The organism is Falsiroseomonas sp., assembly GCF_030695085.1.
GTDB lineage: Bacteria > Pseudomonadota > Alphaproteobacteria > Acetobacterales > Acetobacteraceae > Falsiroseomonas.
Genome location: NZ_JAUYTS010000155.1, coordinates 12,324 through 37,154, shown reverse-complemented (window position 1 = coordinate 37,154; position 24,831 = coordinate 12,324). Strand labels below are relative to the sequence as shown.

Sequence of the window (24,831 nt, the reverse complement as noted above, 5' to 3'; positions counted from 1 at the left end):
CGATGCGGGCGGCCTCCGCAACCGCACAGTCCGGGTCGGATCATTTTGCAAATCCATCGTGATCCGGCACACCCCCTTGCAACACGCCTCTGCAACGGCACCTATCGCCGCGGGAGATCACCATGCCTGACGACGAGGACATCACGGGGGACATCCCGCGGACCGGCAAGCTGCGCGAGAAGCTTGTGGAGGCGAAGCAGGGCTGGGCGCGCGATGGCCGGCTGCTGACCGGCACCACCGCCACCCCCGAGACCGCCCGCCTGCCACCCGGCCAGCGCCTGGTGCCGGATTTTCCGGTGCTCGACCTCGGCGTGCAGCCGGATGTGAGCGCGGAGAAGTATCGTCTGCGGGTGGAGGGGCTGGTGGCCGCGCCGCTGCGGCTGACGCTGGCGGAATTCCATGCGCTGCCGCAGGCCAGCCGGACCAACGACATCCACTGCGTCACCCAATGGTCGCGCTACGACAATGCCTGGGACGGCGTGCCGGTGCCCGATCTGCTGGCGCTGGCACGGCCGAAGGACGAGGCGCGTTTCGTCGCGCTCACCAGCTATGATGGCTACACCACCAACCTGGCCATCGAGGATTTCGCCCGGCCGGAGAACCTGCTTGCCCATGCCTGGGCGGGGGCGCCGCTGGAGCGCCAGCATGGCGGGCCGCTGCGGCTGGTGGTGCCGCATCTGTATTTCTGGAAAAGCCCGAAATGGCTGACCCGCATCGAATTGCTGCGCGAGGACCGGCCCGGCTTCTGGGAGGTGCGCGGCTATCACAACCGGGGCGACCCCTGGATGGAGCAACGCTATGGCTGAGCACTCGCGACGCGCGATCCTGGCCGCCCCCCTGCTGATGGCGGCGGCACCCGCACCCAGCGTCTTCGACTTCCGGCTCGAGGCGCTGGAAGGCGGCCCGCTGGCGCTGGCGGATTTCCGTGGCCAGGCGCTGATGGTGGTGAATACCGCCAGCTTCTGCGGCTACACCCCGCAATATGAGGGGCTCCAGGCGCTGCATGACCGCTTCGCCGGGCGCGGCTTCAGCGTCATCGGCGTGCCCTCCAACGACTTCCGGCAGGAGAACACCGATGCCGCGAAGATCCGGGAATTCTGCGAGACGGTCTATGGCATCACCTTCCCGATGGCCGGGCTGACCACTCTGCGCGGGCCACGGGCGCATCCGCTGTTCGCCTGGCTGGCGGCGCGGGCCGGCGGGCCGCCGCGCTGGAACTTCCACAAATACGTGGTGGCGCGGGATGGCCTGACGGTGCGCGCCTTCCCCACCTCGGTCGCGCCGGCGAACCCGATGGTGGTGCAGGCGGTGGAGGCTGCCCTGGCCCCAACCGCTTTGGGGTGAAACGAAGTCTGCAACTCTACCGCTGCTGCCTCGTTGTTCCGTTGTCGTGAACCGAGGGATATCCCATGAACAGCATCGTCTACATCGTTGGCGCCGTGGTTATCGTTATTGCCATCCTGAGCTTCATCGGGCTGCGCTGATCCGGTCCAGGGGCGCGGTTCGCCGCGCTCCTGACCAGCCCGGCGCGTTAGTCCAATAGGGGCAGGATCGCGCGCACCGCCGATTCGAACATCTCGGTCGTCAGGCGGCCGGTGTTCGTGTTGTAGCGGCTGACATGATAGCTGTCGGCCAGGATCAGCCCATCCGGCAGCGTGTGTTGCTTGCCATGGGCGAATTTGTAGCGGGCGGCCGGAATACGGTGGCTCTTCAGCAGTGCGTTATGCGCCACCAGACCCAGCGCCAGCACCACGCGCAGTTCCGGCATCGCCAGGCGCTCGGCCAGGACGAAGCGGTTGCAGGTGGTGATCTCCGCCGGTGTCGGCAGGTTCACCGGCGGCACGCAGCGGACGGCGTTGGCGATCCGGACACCCTGCAATTGCAGGCCGTCCTGCGGGTCCTCCCGGTATTGGCCGGTGGCCAGCCCGAATTTCAGCAGGGTCGCATAGAGCAGCTTGCCGGCATGGTCGCCGGTGAAGGGCCGGCCGGTGCGGTTGGCACCGCGAACCCCCGGCGCCAGGCCGAGCACCAGAAGCCTGGCATCGCCCGGACCCCAGCAGGGCACCGGGCCATTGTGCCAGTCCGGCCATTTGGCGCGGTTCTCCAGCCGATAGGCCACCAGGCGCGGGCAGAGCGGGCAGTCGTGGCCGGGTGTCTCGGGCAGGGGCAAGAGGCGTGGTCTTTCGCGGCTGCGGCTTGTAGAGCGCCGAAGATGATCCTGATCGCCCTTGGCGCCAACCTGCCCGGTCCGGATGGGCGGGATGCGCTGCATACTTGCCGCGCCGCCGCGGCCGCGCTGGATGCGCTGCCCGGCCTGCGGCTGCGGGCGCTGTCCCGCTGGTACGCGACCGCGCCGGTCCCGCCCACCCCCGACGCGCCGGACTACGTCAATGGCGTGGCCCGCCTGGTTTCACGCCCTGGCGCCGCGCCACCCGACCCGGCCGCGCTGCTGGCGGGCTTGCAGCAGATTGAGCAGCGGTTCGGCCGGGTGCGGCCCTATCCCAATGCGCCGCGCACGCTGGACCTGGACCTGATCGACCTGGATGGCGCGTTGCGCGACACGCCCGACCCGATTCTGCCGCACCCGCGCACGCATCTCCGCGCCTTCGTCCTGGCCCCGCTGGCCGATGTGGCGCCGGGCTGGGTGCATCCGCGTATAGGTGAGAAAGTGGCGGCCTTGCTGGCCTCGCTCGGGCCGGATGGTATCCGGGTTCTTGCGTAAGCGGCCCCGGCTGGCTACATGGAACATTCACCATAGGGTGGGGAGGGGAGTCCCGCGCGCATCTGCCGCGCTTCGGGTTCCCCGGACTATTCCCCCCGCATCGGGATTGGAGCCGCCATGGCGCGCGTTACTGTCGAGGACTGCATCCTCCGCGTCCCCAACCGCTTCGAACTGGTCCTGCACGCGGCGCAGCGCGCCCGCAATGTCAGCCGGGGCGAGGAACTGACGGTCGAGCGGGACAATGACAAGAACCCGGTCGTCGCGCTTCGCGAGATCGCCGAGGGCACCGTCGACCTCGACCTGCTGCAGGCCGATCTGGTCAAGTCGCTGCAGCGCGCGCCGGAGCCGGAGCCGGCGGAGGAGGAGGTGCTCGACCTCATCGCCACCGACGAGAATATCTTCGGCGTCATGGATGTGAACGAGGAAGCCATCGGCGAGGGTGCCGGCCTGGAAGACCTCTCGCCGGATGACATCGAGGCGGCGATCGCCGCCGAGCTCGGCGGAAAGCGCTGACGCCAGGGCGAATGCGCGGCGGCAGCGCCGCGCACCCGCCAACGGCCCCACGGGGCCGCGAATGAACACGCCCGGCGGTCCCCAGGCGGGTATCTCGCTGGACCCGCCGCCCGCGGCACCGGCGCCGGTGCCCGCAGGGTCCGCGCCCGCGGGTGAGACCATCGGCCAGGAACTCGCCCGCCTCGTCGCGGCCTATGCGCCGCGGGCGGACACCTCCCTCATCGAACGCGCCTGGGTCACCGCCTGCGCGGCGCATGAGGGGCAGAAGCGCGACAATGGCGACCCCTACATCATCCACCCCGTCGCCGTGGCCCGCACCCTGGTGCAGTACCGGCTCGATCCGGCCTCCATCGCCACCGCGCTGCTGCATGACGTGGCCGAGGATACCAAGGTCGGACTTGCGGAGCTGGAAAAGCGCTTCGGCAAGGAAGTCGCCCGGCTGGTGGATGGCGTCACCAAGCTGACGCGGCTGGAACTTCAATCCGAGCGCACCAAGCAGGCCGAGAATTTCCGCAAGCTGGTCCTCGCGATGTCGGAAGACATCCGCGTGCTGCTGGTGAAGCTGGCGGACCGGCTGCACAACATGCAGACGCTGCATTTCGTCCCGCAGGAAGCCCGCCGCCGCAAGACGGCGCGGGAGACCATGGAAATCTTCGCCCCGCTGGCGGAGCGCATCGGCATGGACGCGCTGAAGACGGAGCTGGAGACGCTGGCGTTCCGGGAGCTGGAGCCGGATGCCAGCCAGTCCATCGTCGCCCGCCGCGGCTTTTTGTATGGCCAGGGCGCCGACCTGATCGTCGAGATCCGTGAGGATCTGAAGCGGGTGCTGGAGGAAGCCGGCATCAACCTGCTGGAACTGACGGGGCGGGAAAAGTCGCCCTATTCCATCTGGCTGAAGATGCACGGCAAGAGCATCGAGTTCGAGCAGCTTTCGGACATCATGGCCTTCCGCGTCATCGTGCCGGACCAGGCCGCCTGCTACCAGGCGCTGGGCGTGCTGCACTCGGCCTATCGCGTGGTTCCCGGGCGGTTCAAGGACTACATCTCGACGCCCAAGACCAATGGCTACCAATCCATCCACACCGGACTGACGGTGCCGGAACGGCGCAATGCCAAGATCGAGGTGCAGATCCGCACGCGGGAGATGCATGAGGTCGCCGAATACGGCGTCGCCGCGCACTGGATCTACAAGCAGGGCGGGGAAGCGGCGCGCGACCAGCAGAAATTCCCCTGGGTGAAGGCGCTGCTGGAGATCCTGGAGCAGGCCAGCGAGCCGCAGGAATTCCTCGACGCCACACGGCTCGAACTGCACCGGGACGAGGTGTTCTGCTTCACGCCTAAGGGCGAGCTGATTGCGCTGCCGCGCGGGTCCACCTGCGTCGATTTCGCCTATCAGGTGCACAGCCAGGTCGGCGACCAATGCGTCGGCGCCAAGATCAACGGCCAGATCAAGCCGCTGCGCACCCCGCTGGAAAACGGCGACCAGGTGGAGATCATCACCGCCCGCGGCGGCACGCCCAACCCGCAATGGGCGCGCTTCGTCGTCACCGGAAAGGCCCGCGCCCGCATCCGCCGCTTCGTCCATGCCGAGCAGCGCCAGCAGCAGCAGCAGGAAGGCCGCGCGGCGATCGCCAAGGTGTTCCGGGCGGAGGGTGTGGAATTCTCCGAGAAGCAGATGGACCCGGCGCTGAAGGCGCTGAAGCAGTCGAGCTTCGAGGAGCTGTGCCTGGTGGTCGCCGCCGGCGGCGCCTCGGCCAAGGATGTGCTGCACGCCGTCTACCCGGAATTGCGCGGCCCGCCGCGTGCGGCCGATTCGCTACCCCTGGCGCGATCCCGCCCCCGCGCCGTGCCGCTCGCCAAGGGCGGCTTCAAGCGCGACGTCACCATGGGCATCACCGGGCTGGTGGCGGGCATGGAGGTGCATTTCGCCGGCTGCTGCCACCCGCTGCCAGGCGACCGCATTCTGGGAATTGTCACGACGGGCAAGGGTGTCACCGTCCATAAGACGGACTGCCACAATTTGTCCGGCTTCGCCGACAGCCCGGAGCGCTTCATCGACATCGACTGGGACTATGGCGGCGGCGTCGGCGTGGCGCATACCGGTCGGATCGAGGTGGTCACCGCCAATGACCGCGGGGCGCTTTCCGCCGTGACGGATGCGATCGCGCGCCAGGACGGCGCCATCGAGAATCTCCGCATCGTCCACCGCGGCCCGGATTTCCAGGAGATCGCGGTGGATGTGGAGGTGCAGGACCTGCGCCACCTCTCCAACATCATCGCCGCCTTGCGGGCGCTGCAGGGCGTGGCGCAGGTCGAGCGGTCAAAGGGTTAGCGCGACTTCATGATTATCGGCCTGGGCAGCGACATCATCGACATCCGCCGGATCGAGCGGGTGATGGCCAAGTATGGCGACCGGTTCCTGTCGCGCATCTACACCCCGGCGGAGCGTGCCAAGGCGGAACGGCGCACCGAGACGATTCGCGCCGCCACCTACGCCAAGCGCTATGCGGCGAAGGAAGCGGCCTCCAAGGCGCTCGGCACCGGCTTCCGGTCGGGGGTGTTCTGGCGCGATCTCGGCGTGGTCAACCTGTCCTCGGGCCAGCCGACGCTGCGGATGACGGGCGGTGCGGCAGCGCGGCTGGCGGCGATCACGCCCGCGGGCCATGTCAGCCATGTGGCGCTGACCATGACGGATGAGTTCCCCTATGCGCAGGCCATGGTCATCATCACTGCCGTCCCATTGCCGCGCCTGATGCCTGCGTAATGGCACGTTCCTTGACAGGCCCCATCGCCTCGCGCTCTATCCCGCCCCGTAGAGACGCGTCCGGCATTTGGGGCGTCCGTTGAGGATGCCCGCGCAAATTCCCACCATGGCCAAACATAAGTCGGGCGGCTGGCTCGAATCCATCAAGACGGTGGTTTACGCCGGGCTGATTGCCATCGGCATCCGCACCGTCGCGTTCGAGCCCTTCAACATCCCGTCCGGCAGCATGATCCCCACGCTGCTGGTGGGGGATTATCTGTTCGTCTCGAAATATTCCTACGGCTATTCGCGGCATTCCATGCCGTTCAGCCCGAACCTGTTCGAGGGACGCATCTTCGGCAGCCTGCCTCAGCGCGGCGACGTGGCGGTGTTCAAGCTGCCGCGGGACAATTCCACGGACTACATCAAGCGCATCATCGGCCTCCCCGGGGACCGCATCCAGGTCCGCTCCGGCGTGCTGTACCTGAACGGCCAGGCGGTGCGGCGCGAGCTGATCGGCCCCTACACGGTGGAAGGCGATGGACCGCGCCTGGTGGTGCGGGAGTACCGCGAGATTTTGCCGGCGCAGCCGGGGGTCGCCTCGCAGGCCCACAACATCCTGGAAATGTCGGACGACCAGCCCTTCGACAATACCTCGGAATACCTGGTTCCGGCCGGCCATGTCTTCGCCATGGGTGACAACCGCGACAATAGCCTGGACAGCCGGGCGCAGAATGCGGTGGGCTTCATCCCGGTGGAAAATCTGGTGGGCAGGGCGGAGTTCATCTTCTTCTCCGTCGATGGGTCCGCCCGCTGGTGGGAGGTATGGGGCTGGCCAACGGCAATCCGCTGGAGCCGCCTGCTCAGCGCGGTGCGGTGAACCCTTCCGAGGACCGCCCGGCCGGGTCGCTGCGCGACCGGATGGATGAAACGCTGCGCCTGGAGCGCAGCCAGCGCCGCCGGGTGAAGGTGCAGGCGAAGCGGGCGGAGGTGGCCGAGACCACCCGCAGCGCGCATGACGCGGCGCTGGCCAGCTTCGCGGCCACCCTGCCACACCAGTTCACTCGCCCGGAACTGCTGGTGGAGGCGCTGACCCACCGCTCCTCCGCCGATCCGAACCGCCAGCAACTCGACAGCAATGAACGCCTGGAGTTCCTCGGCGACCGGGTGCTGGCGCTGATCATGGCGGAATGGCTGGCCGAGCGTTTCCCGGCCGAGCGGGAAGGGGCGCTGGGCAAGCGCCTGGGTTCCCTGGTCTCGGCGGAGACGCTGGGCCGTGTGGCGGAAGGCATGGGCCTCGGCGCGGCGCTGCGGGTGCCGCCGGGCGAACAGCGGGCGGGGGTGATGGCGCGGCAATCCGTGGTGGCGGATGCGCTGGAGGCGCTGCTCGGCGCGCTGTATGTCGATGGCGGCCTGGATGCGGCCCGGGCGCTGATCCGGCGGGAATGGGAATCGCTGCTGGAGGTTTCCTCCCGCCCGCCTTCCTCGCCGAAAAGCCGGCTGCAGGAATGGACGCTGGGGCGCGCGCTGGGCCTGCCGGAATATGTCATGGTCGCCACCAGCGGCCCGCCCCATGCGCCCGTCTTCCGGGTGCGCGCGGTTGCGGCGGGGCGGGAGGCGGAAGCGGTGGGCGACAACAAGCGGGCCGCGGAACAGGCGGCGGCTGAACAACTTTTGCAGGTATTGGGCGCGGTATGAGCGAGACGGAAACCCCCATCGAAGTCGAAGGCCCGCGCCGTTGCGGGCTGGTGGCCATTGTGGGTGCGCCGAATGCGGGCAAGTCCACGCTCGTGAATGCGCTGACAGGAACGAAAGTCTCGATCGTCTCGCCGAAGCCGCAGACCACGCGCTTTCGCATCCGCGCCGTGGTCATGCAGGGCCTGGCACAGATCATCCTGGTCGATACGCCCGGCATCTTCGCCCCGCGCCGGCGCCTGGACCGCGCCATGGTCGCCGCCGCCTGGGGTGGCGCGCAGGATGCGGACCTGGCCGTGCTGATCGTCGATGCCCGCGCCGGGCTGACCGATGAGGTGCGCCAGATCACCGAGAAGCTGAAGAAGGGCGGCAGGCGGGCGATGCTGCTGCTCAACAAGGCCGATCTGGTGGACCCGACCCGGCTGCTGCCGCTGTCGCGCGACCTGAACGAGATCCTGCCCTTTGCCGAGACCTTCATGGTCTCCGCCCTGAAGGGCAAGGGACTCGACAAGGTGGTTCAGGTTCTGGCGAACAGCCTGCCGGAAGGCCCCTGGCTGTTCCCGGAGGACGACCTCTCGGACCTGCCGCAGCGCATGCTGGCGGCCGAGATCGTGCGCGAGCAGGTGCTGCGCCAGACGCATGAGGAAGTGCCCCACCATGCGACGGTGGAGACGGAAAGCTGGACGGAGCGCAAGGATGGCAGCGCCCGGATCGACGTGACCATCTACGTAACCCGCTCCACCCAGAAGGCCATCCTGATCGGCGACGGCGGCAGCAAGATCAAGAATATCGGCCAGACCGCGCGGCGGGAGCTGGAGGCGCTGCTGGAACGCCGCATCCACCTGTTCGTCAACGTCAAGGAACGCGCCGGCTGGGACGAGGAACGCGGCCGCATCCGCGCGCTGGGCCTCGACGACGCGGGCTGAAACCCGGCGTTCAGGTCGCGGGTGCGGCCGCGGCCGCGGCGCGATGCTCGCGCCAATACGCGCGCAGATCCGCCGCCACCTTCAGCACCACCAGCAGCGCCAGCACCGGTGCGGCCTCACCCAGCGCGATGACCAGGAAGGCACCAAGCACGATGGTCAGGTGCAGCACGATCACCCGCCTGTAGGGTTGGGTCATCAACTGTGGCGTGTCCGGATTTCGCCATTCCTGCCCACCGAGGAAGTTGACGACGTAGGAGAACAGGTGGCTCGCCACCAGGCCGAGCAGGGCCCAGAGCAGCCCATCCGTCGAAGTGAGCAGGGACACGGCGCCTGCCAGCCCATCCTCCGCCTCGCCCGCCGGCGCCAGCAGATGCACCACGAACAGGCCGTGCACGAAGGTGAACAGCCCGTAGTGGATGGCGAAGAAGCCCGCGATGGCGAGCAGCGCGGGCAAGGCGCGCAGCACCGCGACCGTGCCGATCCGCAGCAGCTGGATCAGGCCGATGACGACATTCTCCGCCCAGAACAGCAGCACAATCTCATAGACCGACCAGGCCCCGAGCAGCGCGCCGGCGAGCGGCACCAGATTGGCGCCGATCAGCACGAGGCTGGAGGCGCCGAGGCGCGGGGTCAGTTTCGGCAACATCCTGTCCGGTTTTCCCCGCGGCCTGGCGCCATGCTCGCGCGGCAGCCGTTTCCGCTCAAGCCGGGTGGGGCGCGTCATGGCGCGGGCGTCGCCTCGGCCGGTTCCGGCTGGCGCACGGCCCGATGCGACCGCAGGTCGAGGGCGATCTTCAGCGCCACCAGCAGGCCCAGCATCCCCGCCGGCTGGCCAATTTCCACCGCTGTCGCCGCGCCCAGCAGCACCACCGCATGCAGCAGGAAAACCCGCGCATAGGGCTGGATCATCAAGGCGGCCGGATCGGTGCGCCGGACCTCGCCATCCAGCAGGAAATCCGCAACGAAGCCAAAGCCGTGGCTCGCCACCAGGCCAAGCAGCGCGAGCAGCAGCCCGGACGGCGACAGCAGCAGCGCGATGGCCTGCGCGAAACCCATCCCCGGCGGCCCGAGCAACCACAGGATGAACACCCCATGCCCCAGGGCGAAGAGGCCGTAATGGATGGCGAAGAAGGCCGCGAGCAGCAGCAGGCTCGGAATCCGCCACACCCAGGCGAAGGCGGCGAAGCGCAGCAGCTGGAAAACGCCGATCACCAGGCCCTCGGCCCAATACAGCAGCAGGATGTCGAAGACCGACCACAGGCCGAGCAGCACGCCGCCCATCGGCACCAGATTGGCGGCGACCAGCACGAGGCCGGAGCGATGGAACGGGCCGGGCAGGGACGGCATCTGCGGCATCGTGCCGGCTCCTTCACGGCGCCCGACCGGCCGGGGCGGGCCGCAAGGATTGCCGCGAAGCCATAAGATTTCGCCAATCCCGGGTCGCGTGCGGGGTCGCCTCTCGGCAAGGCCGGCGCATATCCACCCTGTTGCGGTCGGTGCGCCGATGTGAAAGGCCAAGGGTCATGGAATGGGAAGCCCCTGCGGTGGTGCTGGATATCCGCCCGCATGGCGAGGGTGGCGTCATCGCCACGCTGCTGACGGAAGACCACGGCCGCCATGCGGGGCTGGCCAAGGGCGGTGCCTCCCGCGGCCAATCGGCCTTGTGGCAGCCCGGCAACCTGGTGGAGGCGCGCTGGGTGGCGCGACTGCCGGAGCAACTTGGCGCGCTGAGCGCGGAGCTGGTGCATCCCGCCGCCGCGCTGGCGATGGAGGACCCGCTGGCCCTTGCCGCTCTGCGGTCCGCCTGCGCCGTCGCGGAATCGGCGCTGCCGGAGCGGGAGGCGCATCCGCGCATCTTCCATGGCCTGGTCGCCTTCATCGCCACCCTGGCACGCGGCACCGAACTGGCGCTGCCCGATCTGGTGCGGTGGGAGGCGGATCTGCTGGCCGATCTCGGCTATGGGCTGGATTTCTCAGCCTGCGCGGTGACCGGCAGCCGGGAGGATCTGGCCTTCGTCTCGCCGCGTTCCGCCCGCGCCGTCTCCGCCACCGCGGCCGGAGAATGGCGCGACCGGCTGCTGCCGCTGCCGGCCTTCCTGCTCGGCCAGGGCCCGTCCGGGCCGCTGGACTGGGCGGCGGGGCTGCGGCTGACCGGACATTTCCTGGCGCGCGACGTGTACGGCGTGCACAACCGCGGCCTGCCGGCGGCGCGGGACCTGCTGACGGATCGCGTCACGGCGCTGGTATCCCCGCCGGAGCCGGTTTAAACCCCACCCTGAACAAAGCACGAATCTCAAACCATGCCGGATGACATCAAGACCCCGCCGCCGGCCTTCCCCGACAATGGCGGCGACATGCGGGAGACCGGGCTGGCCGCGGCTTTGTCCGAGCGGTATCTGGCCTATGCGCTGTCCACCATCGTCAGCCGGTCCTTGCCGGATGTGCGCGATGGGCTGAAGCCGGTGCACCGGCGGCTGCTCTACGCCATGCACCAGCTCAAGCTGGACCCCGCCGCCGGCTTCAAGAAATGCGCCCGCATCGTCGGCGACGTGATGGGCAAATACCATCCGCACGGCGATAGCAGCATCTACGAAGCTCTGGTCCGCCAGGCGCAGGACTTCGCCGCGCGCTACCCGCTGGTCGAGGGCCAGGGCAATTTCGGCAATATCGACGGCGATAACGCCGCGGCCATGCGCTACACGGAAGCCCGTTTGACGGAGGTGGCCCAGGCGCTGCTGGAGGGCATCGAGGAGAATGCGGTCGATTTCCGCGCCACCTACGATGGCGAGGAAAAGGAACCGCTGGTCCTGCCGGCCGCCTTCCCGAACCTGCTGGCGAATGGCGCGGCCGGCATCGCGGTGGGCATGGCGACCTCCATCCCGCCACATAACGCGGGTGAATTGTGCGACGCCGCGCTGGTGCTGATCGAGAACCCCGAAGCGGGCATCGACGCATTGCTGGCGCATGTGAAGGGCCCGGATTTCCCGACCGGCGGGCTTCTGGTGGAAAGCCCGGAATCGATGCGGGAGGCCTATGCCACCGGCCGCGGCGGCTTCCGCCTGCGGGCGCAATGGAATGTGGAGCCGCTGAAGAACGGCACCTGGCAGGTGGTGGTCACCGAAATCCCCTACCAGGTGCAGAAATCCCGCCTGATCGAGCAGATCGCCGCGCTGATGGAGGAGAAGAAGCTCCCGCTGCTCGGCGATGTGCGGGACGAATCGACGGACGTGGTGCGGCTGGTGCTGGAGCCGAAGACGCGGGCGATCGATGCGAAGATGTTGATGGAGACGCTGTTCCGCCACACCCAGCTCGAAACCCGATTCCCGCTCAACATGAACGTGCTGGATGCGGAGCGCACGCCCCGCGTGATGGGGCTGCGGGAGGTGCTGCGCTGCTGGCTCGACCACCGCCATGTGGTGCTGGTGCGGCGGTCGGAGCATCGGCTGGCGGCGATCGCGCGGCGGCTCGAGATCCTCGACGGCTACCTGATTGTCTACCTGAACCTGGATGAGGTGATCCGCATCGTACGGGAGGAGGACAAGCCGAAGGAAGCCCTGATGGCCACCTTCAGCCTGACCGAGACCCAGGCCAACGCCATCCTCGACATGCGCCTGCGCGCACTGCGCAAGCTGGAGGAGATGGAGATCCGGCGCGAGCACACGAAGCTGAGCCGCGAACAGGCGAAGCTGCGCGGCCTGCTCTCCAGCGATGCCAAGCGCTGGGCCGCCATTGCCGATGAGGTGCGCGCGGCGCGCGAGAAGTTCGGCCAGGAGACGGCGCTCGGCAAGCGCCGCACCATCCCCGGCACCATCGAGGCCGGCGCGGTGGTGGACGAGACCGCCTTCATCGAGCGCGAGCCGATCACGGTCATCCTCTCCGAGAAGGGTTGGATCCGGGCGCAGAAGGGCCATCTCGGCGCCGATGCGGAGCTGCGCTTCAAGGAAGGCGACAGCCTGAAATACGCCCTGCACGCCGAGACGACGGACCGCATCGTGGTGCTGGCGACCAATGGCAAGGCCTATACCGTCAAGGCGGATGCCATCCCGCGCGGCCGCGGCGATGGCCAGCCGGTGCGGCTGCTGCTCGACCTGTCCAATGGCGATGATGTGGTGACGCTGTTCGTCCACAAGGACGGCCGCCGCTTCCTGATCGCCGCGACGGATGGCAAGGGCTTCGTGGTGAAGGGCGAGGAGCTGCTGGCGGAAAAGCGCACCGGCAAGCAGGTGCTGGTGGTGGATGCGGCGGTGGAGGCGCTGCTGTGCGTGCCGTTGCAATCAGGAACGGCGGAAGGCGACAGCGTGGCGACGATCGGCAGCAACAACCGCCTGCTGGTGTTCCCACTCTCCCAGGTGCCGGAAATGACGCGCGGCCGCGGGGTGCAGCTGATGCAGCTGAAGGACGGCGCGACGCTGAATGATGCCAAGGTGTTTTCCGCCAAAGAAGGCCTCGCCTGGCGCTATGGCGGCGGGGTGAAGGTGGAGACCGACCTCCGAACCTGGGCCGGGCAGCGCGCCGGCGCGGGCAAGATGCCGCCGGACCGCTTCCCCAAATCGCGCAAGTTCGGGGTGTGATTCCACGCTCGACATGACCGAGGCCGCCATGCTGTCCTGACCCCCTCCGGGAGGACAGCATGGCAAAGAAGCCGAAGAAGGCCGCCAAGGCCGGCTCGACCATCATCCATTTCGCCACCAACCGCGCCCGCATGGATGCGGCCTTCTGCATGGATGCGGATCAGGCCGCGCCGGGCCGGCTATGGCTCGGCCGTGTCGAGGTGGAATTGCTCGGCAAGCCGGATGCGACGGAGGCGGAGCGCGACGCGCTACGGCCGCCGGAGATCACCGGGCTCGATGATTTCCAGGATGTGGATGGCGGCGATTGCGCCCGGCTGCTCGATTCCTGGCTTGCCCTGGCGGCGGCACAACAGGCGGTGCCGCTGCTGTTCATCCATGGCTTCTCCAACAGCTTCGAAAGCGCCGTCACGCGCGCCGCGCAGTTGCAGGAATTCTACGGCGCGGCGGGCCTGTCCCTGGCGCCACTGGTTTTCTCCTGGCCCTCGGACGGCAAGGTCATCGCGGCGGATGCCGGCGGCTTCATTGGCGGGGCAAAGGAACAGTACCGGCGAGACCAGCTGGATGCCGCAGCCTCCGGCCCCGCCCTGGCGCGGCTGCTGGCGCAGATCCGCAATGCCCGCGCGCGCTGCGGCGAGGAACCGCCGCGCCTCGCCCTGCTGGCGCATTCCATGGGCAATCATGCGTTGGCCTATGGGCTGCTGTCGCTGGCCAATGGCCTGATGACCCGGGAGATGCGCGGCCTGTTCGGGGATGCGGTGATGGCCGCGGCGGATGTGGATTGCAGCGCCTTCGCGCCCGGCATGTCGCTGCGGATGCTGGCCGCCCTGGCGGAGCGCGTGACGGTGGCCATCAGCCGCGACACCACGCTGAGCTGGGCCAGCCGCATCGCCAACCAGGACAGCCGCCGGCTTGGCCATTTCGGACCGGATGATCTGACCGCGCTGCCGGAGGCGGTAAAGGTGGTGGATTACTGGCCCGGCCTTGCCTGGAACACCAAGGCGGAAGTCCTGCCCACGGGCGGCACGGAATATGATGCGCTTCAGCACCAATGGTATCGCAACGACCGCAACGCGCGCGCTGACCTGGTGGCGGCGCTGGCCGGCAAGAAGACGCCGCTGCGGAAGACCCTGGCGCCGGCGGAACAGATGGCCTGGACCTTCCAGGGGCCGGTCAGGCGCCATGCCTATCTGGAGCAACCATCCGGCAACGGGTGACCGGGCCGCCTATCCGGTGACGGTCAGCTTTTCCTGGTGGTCCGGGTCCAGCGGCTCGGCATGGTCCTGGTGCTCCGCCAGCACCCGCCAGACGCCGCCGGCCAGGGTCTCGCTCGGGCGGAAGCGGGATTTGTAGGACATCTTGGCGCTCTGTGGCACCCAATAGCCCAGATAGACATAGGGAAGGCCCAGCGCACGGGCGCGGGCGACCAGCCACAGGATGGTGTAGGTGCCCAGGCTGCGCTTGCCGCTATCCGCCTCGAAGAAGGAATAGACGGCGGATAGCCCGTCCGAGAGCCAATCCGTCAGGCAGGCGCCGACCAGCCGGCCGCTGGCATCGCGGAATTCCACCACGCCGGTGGTGATCGGCGTGTCCTCAACCATGGCGCGGTAGTCGTAGAAGCCCATCGCCGCCATGTCGCCATCACCGTGGCGGGCACCCTGGTAGCGCTGGAACAGGGCGAACTGCTCCGCCGTTGCGCGCGCCGGCAGTTCCGACGTCGTGAGGTCGGCGTTCTGGCGGAAGATGCGGCGCTGGGTGCGATCCGGCTGGAAGGCGCTGGCGACGATGCGAATGGGAATGCAGGCGCGGCAGCCCGGGCAGACCGGGGAATAGGCGATATTATGGCTCCGGCGGAAGCCGGCGCGGGACAGCCGGTCATGCAGTGGCTCCGCCTCCGCCCCCGACAACTCGGTGACGATCTTCCGCTCAGTCCGCCCGGCCAAATACGGGCAGGGCAGAGGCGCTGTCGTATAGAAGAACTGGGGGCGGCGTGCGGGGCGGTGCAACATCTGATTGGGACATAGTCTCGGCTTTCGACAGCCGCAAATCAACCATCCTCGGCAGCGAAGTCGCGTGATCTTTCGGGCCGCGCCAGCACCGCGCTGCGGACCACCAGCGTGCCGGAGAACAGGTCGTGCAGCGTGCGGCTGCGGCCGGAGAACAGCGGCGCCAGCAAGGGCAGGCCGCCAGCGGCCCAGGACAGCGCGTAAAGCGTGGTGGAGGTGAAGGCCTGGCCCATCGTGGGCGCCGCACCATCCGCATCGGACCGCACCGCCAGCCCCATCACCGCCTGGCCCGGCGTCGCCGAGAGGGGGGAGGAAATCGACAGCGTGCCGTACAGGATGGGCAGGATCATCGCCCAGGGCAGCAGCAGCAACCCGCCCGCCAGCCCGATGGTGAACACCGCCAGCAGCGCGGCCCCACCCCAGAGCACCCAGGACAACATCACCACCAGTGCCGCATCGATGGCCCAGGCCACGATCCGCCGGCGCAGAACACCGTCAAACGCGCGGGGGTTCGAGATGGGCACAGCCTTGCTCCGAATCGGTTTACGGAGTCAGCCGGATGGAACCTGTCTCATTTTCCACGCGACGCCCCAGCCGCACAACGTCACCAGATCGCCACAGTTCCATCATGCTCGCGAAATTATCCGAGAGAGGGTGGCCGGACTGTCCGGTGGCGATGATGGCCATCGCACCCTCGGCATCCGCCAGGTCGGAGACCATGCGCAACCCGGCGCCATGCTGATGCGCGAAGGGGTTTGCCCCGCCGCCGCGCATGCCGCCGCGGGACAGGGTTTCATTGTCGCCGCCGGTGCCGACCTCCAGCCGGGTGAGCCAGCCGAGCACCGGCACGAAGCGCAGCAGCGGGTGCTCGAAACGGGCAACATGCGCCGCGCCCCAGCGCCAGGCCGCCGGGTCACCGCCATGCTCGGCCTGGAGATCCGCCACCGCCAGCCCCAGCGCACGCGCCAGCAGCGGGGTGCAGCCCTGGGCGCCGCACCAGGCCTCGCCTCGGCCGGGTTGCAGCAGCAGGCGGGCGATGAATTCCGATCCGGCCGCGGTGCCGTCCGGCGCGCCACCCTCCTGCAGCGCCAATTGGCGGAAATGGCGCAGCCAGGCGTGGTGGATCAGCGGCTGCGGCAGGTCGGCGCGCATCTCCCCATTCCAATCCGCCAGCAGCGCATGGGCGCGGGCCGGCAGCCCGGGCGGCGGCGGCACGGCGCGCAGCACCGGCAGAAGCTCCCGCGCCAGAAGGGAGACCATGTCATTCTGCATGGCGGCAAAGCCGGCGGCGTCGTGGGTCGGGCGGGCGGCCAGAAGGTCCCGGATGCGGCGCAGGCGCCAATCGCCATACCAGTCGCGGCCGAGATAGACGGGGTGGCTGGCCGGGGCCGGGCGGGAATTGGCGTTGGCGATCACGCCCGATTCCGGGTCCTCGATATGCGCCATGGCGTCGAAAGGCACGAAGCCGGTCCAGTCCATGCTGCCATCCCAGCCCCGCGCGGGCAGGCTGCCATCGCCGCTGGCGCGGACCGGCGTGCGGCCGAGCAGGTATTGCGCGATGCGCCCGGCGGAATCGGCCACAAGCAGGGTCTGCGGCGGGCTGCTGAACAAGGCGCCGGCGGCACGGGCTTCCGCCACATTCGTCGCGCGATTCAGCGCGACCAGCGCCGCGGCGGCCGTGTCGTTCGGCTGGAGGTTGGCCATGGCGACGGCCAGCACATGGCCTTCCGCAGCCGCGAGCCCGTCGAGGCCCGAGATCACCGGGCCGTGCCGCGTCTCCCGCACCCGCAGGATCTCCGGCTCCTCCCGCCCACGGACCGCGATGCGTTCCTCCCGCACCGTGAAGGGGCGGGGGCCGTCGGGCGTGAGGTAGGCGTCCGGCCCGGCCAGCCGCTCCACGAACACATCCTGGGTGTCCGAATGGGTGGTGGTGAAGCCCCAGGCGATTGACTGGTTGCGGCCGATGACGATGCCGGGCACGCCGGGCGCCGTGGCGCCGACGCGGAACTGGCCGCCCGGCAGCTCGATCCGCGCCAGGTACCAGAGGATCGGCGCGTTGAAGCCGAGATGCGGGTCATTCGCCAGGATCGGCGCGCCGCTGGCGCTGCGGCGCCCGGCGACGACCCAGGCGTTGGAGGCGGAGGCGGGCAGGGGCGCGTCCTCCCCGAACAGCGGGATCGCGTCCAGCACGCGGGCGAGATGCGGCGCGCTGGGCAGGGCGGTGAGATCCGGGCGGCCGGGGCTTTCATCCTGCGGCCAGAGATCTTCCACCTTTGCGGGCGGCAGCGCCTCAGCCAGCGCCGCGCGCTCCAGCTCCCGCCGCCAATTGCCGGAGAGCCAGAGGCCCATGACCTTGCCCCAGAGCAGGGAATGTTCGGGCCGCCAGGGCTCCGGCTCCCCGACCACCATGAATTCCGGCGCGGCAAGGCGGCCGCGCACGGCGAGCTGGGCGTTCACCCCCTCCGCATAGGCGGCCAGCAGGTCCTGGGTCTCTGCATCCAGCGCCGCCAGATCGGCCTCCGCCCGCGGCAGCAGGCCGAGGGTGCGGGAGAAACGGTCGAGCCGCAGCGCGGAGGGGCCGGCGAGCTCGGCCAGCCGCCCGGCGGCGCTGCGGCGCATCGCCTCCATCTGGAACATCCGGTCCCGCGCATGCAGCCAGCCCAGCGCCACCGCCGCATCACGCTCCGTCCCCGCCTGGATGCGGGGGATGCCATGCCGGTCCAGGCTGATCTCGACCGGGGCGGAAAGGCTGGGCACCGCCAGTTCCTCCCGCGCATTGGGCAGGCTGGTGAATACCAGCGCCGCGGCGAAGGCGGTGGCCAGCACGCCGAGCACGAGGAACAGCAGGATAAGGCGGCCGGAGAGGCGGAGGAAAAAGCGCATGGGCTGGCAGATGGACCGGATGGCCGGGGAAGGGAAGCGTCCCCGATCGCGCCGCCTGGCCGGTCGCGGCCGTCACGCCCCAACGGACTGCCCCATCCGCATGAGACGCCAAGGTTATGGCGCGATACGAATAGTAATTTTGATTGGGATTGTTTTATCTAAAACCAATAAAATTAAGTAATGTGGAAGTACGGAACATGATGCGACCCTCCTGAAACAGTGAGGTGGCCTTCACCCACTTTGTAATGGTTCCGGATACCGATCCTGCGGCATCCTCGCCCGCAGGCTTATTCGGGAGAAGACTCGGATGAAGGGCGATCTCAGCAGGCGCTTGACGGCCGAATTCTTTGGTACTTTCTGGCTCACCTTCGGCGGATGCGGCGCGGCGGTCCTTGCGGCGGCATATCCGGGCCTCGGCATCGGTTTCCTGGGCGTGGCACTGGCCTTTGGGTTGACGGTGCTGACCATGGCCTATGCGGTCGGCCACATCTCCGGCGGGCATTTCAATCCGGCGGTGACGATCGGCCTGTGGTCGGCCGGTCGCTGCGCCAACCACCATGTGCTGCCCTATATGGCGGCCCAGGTCGCAGGGGCCATCGCTGCGGCCGGGATGCTCTGGATGATCGCCTCGGGCCAGCCCGGCTGGGTTCCGGGCGGCTTCGCCGCAAACGGGTATGGCGAACTCAGCCCCGGCAAATACAGCATGGAGGCCGGTTTCGCGGTGGAGGTCGTGCTGTCCTTCTTCTTCGTGTTCATCATCATCGGAACCACGTCGAAAGGGGCCGCGGTGGGCTTCGCCGGCATCCCGATCGGGCTGGCATTGACCCTGATCCACCTGATCTCCATCCCGGTCACCAACACATCGGTCAATCCGGCGCGCAGCACCGGGCCGGCCTTGTTCGCGGGGAGCGAGTACGTGGCGCAGCTCTGGCTGTTCTGGGTTGCGCCGATGGCCGGCGCCTTCCTTGGCGGTGCCCTGGCGCGCTGGCAGTACGAGCCGGCGGCCGTGGTCGAGGAGCGGGTGATCGACAAGGTGGAGGCGCGTTGAGACGGGCGCCATCGCCGTGAAGATCCGTTCTGGCCGGCCCGGCCAGAACGGCGATGGGCTTAGCGGCGGGGCGTGCCCATGGCGTCCAGCTGCTTCAGGAAGGCGGCGGATGCGGCGGCGAAATCGCTGGCCGTGTCATCCTGCGCCGGCGCGCCGGTATCGCCCAGATACCAGGCACCACCGGTCTCGAAATCCTCCTCGAGCCGGCGCAGCCAGCCGAGGGTCGCGACCGCATCGCCGCGCCGGTGCGAGATGTAGCGGTCGGCGGCCACCTCCCGCTTGCGCTGCCGGCCGCCTACCTTGGGCGTGCCGTCCTTGGCGACGAGCTGATGCGGGTGTTTCGTGCCCGCCGGTGGTGACAGGTCGTATTCCGCGGCGACGCGCGCCGCGAAATCCTTCAGCACGGCCACTGATTGCGGCGTGGCGCCGCCGCCGCCCCTGCCGGCGGGCGGCGGCGGAACGGGCAGGGAGTCCAGCAGGAGCTGGGCCTCCGCATGCCGCGCACTCCGCTTCGGGTCGGCGAGCACCCGTTCGGCGTTGTCACGCAAGGCGGCCAATTCGGCCTTGCTCTTGATGGTCAGGTCCATGGGCTGTCTCACCCCATGTTCACCATGATGGTCTTCTTGTGGGTGAAGTGCTCCAGCATGGATTCCAGGGAGGCTTCCTTGCCGAGGCCGGAGGACTTCACGCCGCCATAGGACAGGTTGGCCTGCACCACCAGGTTCTGGTTGATCTGCACCAGCCCGGCCTCCAGCCGATGCGCCAGGTCCAGGCCGACCTTCAGGTTGTTGGTCCAGAGCGAGGCGGCCAGGCCGTATTCGCTGTCATTGGCCTCGGCCAGCACGGCCTCCGCATCGTCGAAGGGCTGCATGACGGTGACGGGGCCGAAGATCTCCTCCCGCACCAGCCGGCTGCTGGCATCGAGGCCGGTGAAGATCACCGGGCGGATGAACAGGCCCTTCTTCAGCGCGGGGTCGGACGGCATGGCGGAACAGACATGGGCGGTGGCGCCCGGTGTCCTGGTGCCTTCCTCGATGAAGGCCTGCACCTTCTCGAACTGGCCCTGGCTGATGATGGTGCCGATGTCGGTCTTTTCATCCAGCGGGTCGCCCATCACCATCTTGTCCACCGCATCCTTCATGGCGGCGACGAAGCGGTCGAAGATCGGGCGTTCCACATAGATGCGGCTGGCCGCCGTGCAGGACTGGCCCTGGCGCGTGAAGCGCATGGAGGTGATGGCGCCGGCCACGGTCTTGTCGAAGTTGCAATCCGCGAACACGATCATCGGCGACTTGCCGCCGAGTTCCAGCGTCACCGGAATCAGCTTCTCGGCCGCTGCCTTGGCGACGATCTTGCCGGTCTCGACGGATCCGGTGAAGGTCACCTTCTTCACCAGCGGATGCGCCACCAGCGGCGCGCCGCATTCCGGGCCCTGGCCCGAGACCATGTTGAACACGCCCGGCGGCAGGATGCGGTTCATGATCTCGCAGATCCGCAGCACCGCCAGCGGCGCTTCCTCGGCCGACTTCACCACCACGGCGTTGCCGGCCACGAGGGCGGGCGCCACCTTCAGCGCCATCAGCAGCATCGGCACGTTCCAGGGGATGATGGCGCCGACCACGCCCAGCGGCTCCCGCACCGTGACGGAGAGCACATCGGGGGCGAAGGGCACGCTCTCGCCCTTCAGCTCACCGCCGAGGCCGCCGAAGAATTCGAAGACATCGGCCACCACATTGGCCTCGACGCGGGACTCGGTCCGCAGCGCCTTGCCGGTCTCCAGCGCGATCAGCAGGCCGAGTTCATCCACATGGGCGCGGATGGCGGCGGCACAGGCATGCACCAGGGCGCCGCGCTTGCGGGCCGGGACCTTGGCCCAGGCCTTCTGTGCCTTCGCCGCATCCTGCACCGCGGCATCCACATCCGCCGCGTCGCCTTCCGCGGCTTCCGCCACCTGCAGGCCAGTGGCCGGGTTGACCACGGCGAAGGTCTTGCCCGAGCCGGCCGGCACGTAGCGCCCGCCGATGAAATGCAGCCCGGACATGGCCTTGGCCAGGGCGAAGGGATCGGCGCTCGGCGCCTCGGGCGTGGGATGGGCGTGGGCGGGCATGCGGACACCTCCGTGGATTTGTGTCCAGGCATAGACCTGGGCGCGTCCGGAGGGAACCGGTCAGAGACTGTTCCAGGTGGCAGGCGGCTGAGAGATGGCTGGAGAGCACCGGCGAGGCCGACCAGGGCGGCGTTTCAGGACAGCATGGCACGCAGGGTCCTTCGTCCACGCCGGCGGGCAGGGCGCGGTGCTCCGGGTGGACGGTGCCGGCGCGCCTGGACGCGGCATGGCCCTGCGCCTCATGCGGGAGGCCGTCTGGCGAGGGCGGCGGAGCCTGGCCGGAGCTGCCATCGCAGCACGATCACCAGCTCCGCCGTGGCTCGCGGGCGGGGCGCGGATGTTCGGTCGGGTGGGTCAGGGCCTGACCAGCACCACCCCTTCCGGATCGAGGCCTATCCCCACCGACTGGCCAACCATCAGGCGAGAAAGACGGTCGGGGGAAATGGCGAACAGCTCGCCCACGCCCGTGGCGAACAGGTATTCGCTGTGCGCTCCCATGTAGGTGGCGCGCGCGACGGTGGCGCGCAGCCCCTCGCCTGAGGGTCGCACGCGAATTGCCTCCGGGCGGATAACAAGGTCAACAGGGCCGGGCGGCAGGCCGCGCGATGGCAGATCCAGACTCAGTCCTTCCAGCGTGACCCGCGCCACGCCATCCTGGACCAGTTCGACTTCGGCGCGCACATGGTTCGCCTCTCCCATGAAGGTCGCGACGAAGACGTTGTCGGGCTCCATGTAGAGTTCTTCAGGCGTGCCCGCCTGGGCGATGCCGGCGTTGCGCATCACCACGATCTTGTCGGAGACGGCAAGTGCCTCAGACTGGTCGTGCGTGACATAGACAACCGTGAGGCCAAGCCGCTGTTGCAGTGCGCGGATCTCCTCGCGCATCGAACGCCGAAGCCGGGCATCGAGGTTCGACAATGGCTCATCGAACAGCAGCACATCCGGCTCGAGCACCAGCGCGCGGGCCACGGCCACGCGCTGCTGCTGCCCGCCTGACATCTCCGAAGGCAGGCGCGACCCGAAGCCCTTCAGCCCCACCGTCTCCAGCGCCAACTCCGCCTTCGCATGCGCGTCGCGCTTTTTGAAACCCGAGGAAATCAAGCCATAGGCGACGTTGTCCAGCACGCTCATATGCGGAAACAACGCGTAGCTCTGGAACACCATGGAGACGTTGCGTTCACCGGCCGAGAGCAGCGTCACGTCGCGCCCGCCGATCGAGATGCTGCCCTCGCTCGCCTGTTCCAGCCCGGCGATCATGCGCAGCAGCGTGGTCTTGCCGCAGCCTGAGGGGCCGAGCAGCGTGACCAGCGTGCCGCCCTCGATCACCAGATCCAGCGGCTTGACCGCCCGCACCTGGCCATAGCGCTTGCCCAGCTGGGAGAGCCGAACCTCGGCGCCGGTGGTCTTGAGGGCAAGCGTCATGCGATGGCTCCGGTAGGGGCGGCGGCGCTGCGGCGGCCGAGCTGGCGGCGGCCGACGACCAGGTTGATAAGCCCGATCACCGCCATCATCAGCACGATCAGCACCGCGCAATAGGCGATGGCCAGGCCGTAATCGCCGTTGATCACGCGGTTGATGATGAAGACTGTCGCCATTTCATACTCCGCCGAGACCAGGAAGATCACGGCCGAGACCGTCGTCATCGCGCGGACGAAGGAATAGACCAGCGCTGTGACGATGGCGGGCTTCAGCAGTGGCAGCACCACGGTGGTGAGCGTGCGGAAGGTCGAGGCGCGCAGCGTGATCGCCGCCTCGTCCAGCGACTTGTCGAGCTGGCTCATTGCCGCGACACCGGACCGGACGCCAACAGGCAGGTTGCGGAAGACGAAGCAGGCGATGAGGATCACGGCCGTGCCCGTGATCTCGAGCGGCGGCAGGTTGAAGGTGAGGATATAGGCCACACCAATCACCGTGCCGGGCACGGCGAAGGTCAGCATCAGCGCGAATTCCAGCGCCGTACGCCCCGCGAAGCGCTGACGGGTCAGCACCCAGGCCGCGAGCAGGCCGAGGCTCGCGGTGATGGGCGCGGCAATGGCGGCCAGTTGCACGGTGGTGACCAGCGAATGCCACGCGCCGCCCGAGAAGATGATGTCGCCCGAGGGCGACCATTCCAGCGCGAAGGCGCGTTGGAAGTGGATCAGCGTCGGGGTCCAGTCGCGGCCCCAGACGCGCACGAAGGCGCCGGCCAGGGCCATCGTGTAGACGATGATGGTCAGCACCGCCCAGGGCAGCGCCACCAGATAGGCCACGGTGCGCACCGGGCCGGGCAGGGGCGTGGGCAGGCCGACATCGCCCTTGCCCGTCATCGAGACATAGGATCGCTTGCCGACGATGACGCGCTGGATGACGAAGGCGCTGAGTGCGACGACAAGCATGATCGCCGCCAGCACCGCCGCGCGCCCGAAATCCTGCTGCGCGCCGACCACGGCGAAGAAGATCTCGGTGGAGAGCACGCCGAAGGACCCGCCAAGCACGATGGGATTGCCGAAATCCGCCAGGCTCTCGACGAACACCACAAGCCAGGCATTGGCGATGCCCGGCAGCATCAGCGGCAGCGAGACGGCGCGGAAGGTGCGCATCTTGCTCGCGCGCAGCGTCTGCGAGGCTTCCTCCATGGCGGGCGAGATGCCCTCCACCACGCCGATCAGCACCAGGAAGGCGGTGGGGGTGAAGGAGAAGACCTGCGCCAGCCACACGCCGTTGAAGCCATAGATCCAGCGTCCGAGCTCGACGCCGAACATCGCCTCCACCAGCTGGTTCACCACGCCTGATCGCCCAAAGATCAGGATCAGGCCGAGGCCGATGACGAAAGGCGGCGTGATGATCGGCAGGACCGTCAGCATCCGCAGCGCGCGCTTGGCGGGAAACTGGCTGCGCGTGACGATCAGGGCGAAGCAAAGGCCGAGCATCGTGGCCGCGGTGGCGGTCGAGGTGGCCAGCAGCAGCGTGTTCCAGAACACGCCGCAATTCACCGGGCTGGTGACGCAGCCCAGGCCCCAGATCTTGCGGTCGAACAGCCGGTCCGCCATCGCGGCCGCCACGCCCAGGTCGCCGCGCGGGGTGAACATCTCGCTCAGCACCGTGCCGACAGGCCAGGCGGTGAACAGGATGATGGAAGCCACCAGCACGCCGACAGACCCGGAGACGAAGCGATCGCCCTTGAAGTAGCCTCGCAGCGCCAGCCCATCGGTCAGCAGGATCAGGCTACCCACCGCAGCCAGCGACCCGCCGAGGCCGATGCCGAACTGGCGGTCCTCAAGCTCGCCGAACAGCGCGTTCAGGCCTGGCCAGGACCAGCCCTGGATGCCGATGGCGAGGCCCTGGACGATGATCGCCACCAGGGCGAGGCCGCCGCCCCAGAGCAGGAAATCGGCGCGCCTGGCGCGGGCCATGCCGGGCAATGCGCCCGGCAGGGCGAGTGCGAGGCCCGCAATCACCGGCCAGAACCAGAACCGGCCGAAGGCGATTGCCTGCCACAGCGCGGACGACGCCTCCGCCTCCTCCCGGCCGAACGCCATGAGCCCGGGGAGGGTCAGACCATCCTGCTGCATGTGCCAAGGCAACAGCAGCGTGCCGAGTGCGGCGATTAGCCAGAAGAAGAAAGAGGTGCCGAAGAACAT

23 protein-coding genes are annotated in these 24,831 nt (G+C 68.5%); 13 read left to right on the top strand and 10 right to left on the bottom strand.

Going from position 1 to position 24,831, the window contains the following annotated elements:
- The first annotated feature begins 122 nt into the window (after positions 1-122).
- Together Q8S40_RS16685 and Q8S40_RS16680 are read left to right on the top strand one after the other, a co-directional pair.
- A complete protein-coding gene (locus Q8S40_RS16685; protein ID WP_305671268.1) occupies positions 123-806 on the top strand; it encodes a sulfite oxidase-like oxidoreductase in 684 nt (227 codons plus the stop codon).
- On the top strand, positions 799-1,344 hold the full coding sequence (locus tag Q8S40_RS16680; RefSeq protein ID WP_304815603.1) for a glutathione peroxidase: 546 nt from the start codon (positions 799-801) through the stop codon (positions 1,342-1,344). Before Q8S40_RS16685 ends, Q8S40_RS16680 begins: the two co-directional genes overlap by 8 nt.
- Before the next feature lie 187 nt (positions 1,345-1,531).
- On the opposite strand, the gene Q8S40_RS16675 is transcribed toward Q8S40_RS16680, so the two are convergent.
- Entirely contained in the window at positions 1,532-2,164 is a 633-nt protein-coding gene (locus Q8S40_RS16675; RefSeq protein WP_371136850.1) for a uracil-DNA glycosylase, read from the bottom strand.
- Positions 2,165-2,212: 48 nt separating this feature from the next.
- On the opposite strand from Q8S40_RS16675, the gene folK reads away from it, so the two are divergent.
- From folK to era, 7 genes are all read left to right on the top strand, one after another.
- Entirely contained in the window at positions 2,213-2,722 is a 510-nt protein-coding gene (gene folK, locus Q8S40_RS16670) for a 2-amino-4-hydroxy-6-hydroxymethyldihydropteridine diphosphokinase (protein ID WP_305671266.1), read from the top strand.
- 117 nt (positions 2,723-2,839) lie between these two features.
- Positions 2,840-3,235, top strand: coding sequence for a DNA-directed RNA polymerase subunit omega (gene rpoZ / locus Q8S40_RS16665; protein WP_168052456.1), 396 nt, complete (start codon positions 2,840-2,842; stop codon positions 3,233-3,235).
- Positions 3,236-3,296: 61 nt separating this feature from the next.
- The gene (locus tag Q8S40_RS16660) at positions 3,297-5,567 is read left to right on the top strand and encodes a bifunctional (p)ppGpp synthetase/guanosine-3',5'-bis(diphosphate) 3'-pyrophosphohydrolase (RefSeq protein ID WP_305671265.1); all 2,271 of its coding nucleotides are present in this window, start codon (positions 3,297-3,299) and stop codon (positions 5,565-5,567) included.
- Between the two features lie 9 nt (positions 5,568-5,576).
- Complete coding sequence (acpS, locus tag Q8S40_RS16655; protein ID WP_305671264.1) at positions 5,577-5,999, top strand: holo-ACP synthase; 423 nt, start codon at positions 5,577-5,579, stop codon at positions 5,997-5,999.
- A 106-nt stretch (positions 6,000-6,105) separates the two neighbouring features.
- On the top strand, positions 6,106-6,858 hold the full coding sequence (gene lepB, locus Q8S40_RS16650; protein ID WP_304815594.1) for a signal peptidase I: 753 nt from the start codon (positions 6,106-6,108) through the stop codon (positions 6,856-6,858).
- Positions 6,804-7,676, top strand: coding sequence for a ribonuclease III (gene rnc, locus Q8S40_RS16645; protein WP_371136849.1), 873 nt, complete (start codon positions 6,804-6,806; stop codon positions 7,674-7,676). The genes lepB and rnc overlap by 55 nt, the downstream gene beginning before the upstream one ends.
- Positions 7,673-8,599 (top strand): GTPase Era, encoded by a 927-nt coding sequence (gene era / locus Q8S40_RS16640; protein ID WP_305671263.1) that lies wholly within the window; start codon positions 7,673-7,675, stop codon positions 8,597-8,599. Before rnc ends, era begins: the two co-directional genes overlap by 4 nt.
- A 10-nt stretch (positions 8,600-8,609) precedes the next feature.
- On the opposite strand, the gene Q8S40_RS16635 is transcribed toward era, so the two are convergent.
- Entirely contained in the window at positions 8,610-9,242 is a 633-nt protein-coding gene (locus tag Q8S40_RS16635; protein ID WP_305671262.1) for a DUF6498-containing protein, read from the bottom strand.
- A 77-nt stretch (positions 9,243-9,319) separates the two neighbouring features.
- Positions 9,320-9,955 (bottom strand): DUF6498-containing protein, encoded by a 636-nt coding sequence (locus Q8S40_RS16630; protein WP_305671261.1) that lies wholly within the window; start codon positions 9,953-9,955, stop codon positions 9,320-9,322.
- Positions 9,956-10,122: 167 nt separating this feature from the next.
- Here Q8S40_RS16630 and recO point away from each other — a divergent pair, with 167 nt between their 5' ends.
- From recO to Q8S40_RS16615, 3 genes are read left to right on the top strand one after another with little or no spacing between them, the layout of a single operon-like run.
- Complete coding sequence (gene recO, locus Q8S40_RS16625; RefSeq protein ID WP_304815589.1) at positions 10,123-10,866, top strand: DNA repair protein RecO; 744 nt, start codon at positions 10,123-10,125, stop codon at positions 10,864-10,866.
- 33 nt (positions 10,867-10,899) lie between these two features.
- Positions 10,900-13,170 carry a DNA topoisomerase IV subunit A gene (gene parC / locus Q8S40_RS16620; RefSeq protein WP_305671260.1) on the top strand — a complete coding sequence of 757 codons (2,271 nt, stop codon included), beginning with the start codon at positions 10,900-10,902 and terminating at the stop codon, positions 13,168-13,170.
- A gap of 59 nt (positions 13,171-13,229) precedes the next feature.
- Positions 13,230-14,384 (top strand): alpha/beta hydrolase, encoded by a 1,155-nt coding sequence (locus Q8S40_RS16615; protein ID WP_305671259.1) that lies wholly within the window; start codon positions 13,230-13,232, stop codon positions 14,382-14,384.
- 9 nt (positions 14,385-14,393) lie between these two features.
- Here Q8S40_RS16615 and Q8S40_RS16610 read toward each other — a convergent pair whose 3' ends face one another.
- The 3 genes from Q8S40_RS16610 to Q8S40_RS16600 are packed head-to-tail and all read right to left on the bottom strand — an operon-like array spanning position 14,394 to position 18,056.
- Positions 14,394-15,176 carry an arginyltransferase gene (locus tag Q8S40_RS16610; RefSeq protein WP_305671258.1) on the bottom strand — a complete coding sequence of 261 codons (783 nt, stop codon included), beginning with the start codon at positions 15,174-15,176 and terminating at the stop codon, positions 14,394-14,396.
- Positions 15,177-15,214: 38 nt separating this feature from the next.
- The gene (locus Q8S40_RS16605; protein ID WP_304815582.1) at positions 15,215-15,697 is read right to left on the bottom strand and encodes an RDD family protein; all 483 of its coding nucleotides are present in this window, start codon (positions 15,695-15,697) and stop codon (positions 15,215-15,217) included.
- A 19-nt stretch (positions 15,698-15,716) separates the two neighbouring features.
- Entirely contained in the window at positions 15,717-18,056 is a 2,340-nt protein-coding gene (locus Q8S40_RS16600) for a penicillin acylase family protein (protein ID WP_305671257.1), read from the bottom strand.
- 307 nt (positions 18,057-18,363) lie between these two features.
- Between Q8S40_RS16600 and aqpZ the strand changes: the two genes are divergently transcribed.
- Entirely contained in the window at positions 18,364-19,104 is a 741-nt protein-coding gene (gene aqpZ, locus Q8S40_RS16595; protein ID WP_370690868.1) for an aquaporin Z, read from the top strand.
- Positions 19,105-19,163: 59 nt separating this feature from the next.
- Here the strand turns inward: aqpZ and Q8S40_RS16590 are convergent, their stop codons facing one another.
- From Q8S40_RS16590 to Q8S40_RS16575, 4 genes are all read right to left on the bottom strand, one after another.
- Entirely contained in the window at positions 19,164-19,691 is a 528-nt protein-coding gene (locus Q8S40_RS16590) for a hypothetical protein (protein ID WP_305671256.1), read from the bottom strand.
- An 8-nt stretch (positions 19,692-19,699) separates the two neighbouring features.
- Positions 19,700-21,211, bottom strand: a complete 1,512-nt coding sequence (locus tag Q8S40_RS16585) for an aldehyde dehydrogenase family protein (protein ID WP_304815574.1) — start codon at positions 21,209-21,211, stop codon at positions 19,700-19,702.
- A gap of 354 nt (positions 21,212-21,565) precedes the next feature.
- Positions 21,566-22,633, bottom strand: a complete 1,068-nt coding sequence (locus tag Q8S40_RS16580; protein ID WP_305671255.1) for an ABC transporter ATP-binding protein — start codon at positions 22,631-22,633, stop codon at positions 21,566-21,568.
- The gene (locus Q8S40_RS16575; protein WP_305671254.1) at positions 22,630-24,831 is read right to left on the bottom strand and encodes an iron ABC transporter permease; all 2,202 of its coding nucleotides are present in this window, start codon (positions 24,829-24,831) and stop codon (positions 22,630-22,632) included. The genes Q8S40_RS16580 and Q8S40_RS16575 overlap by 4 nt, the downstream gene beginning before the upstream one ends.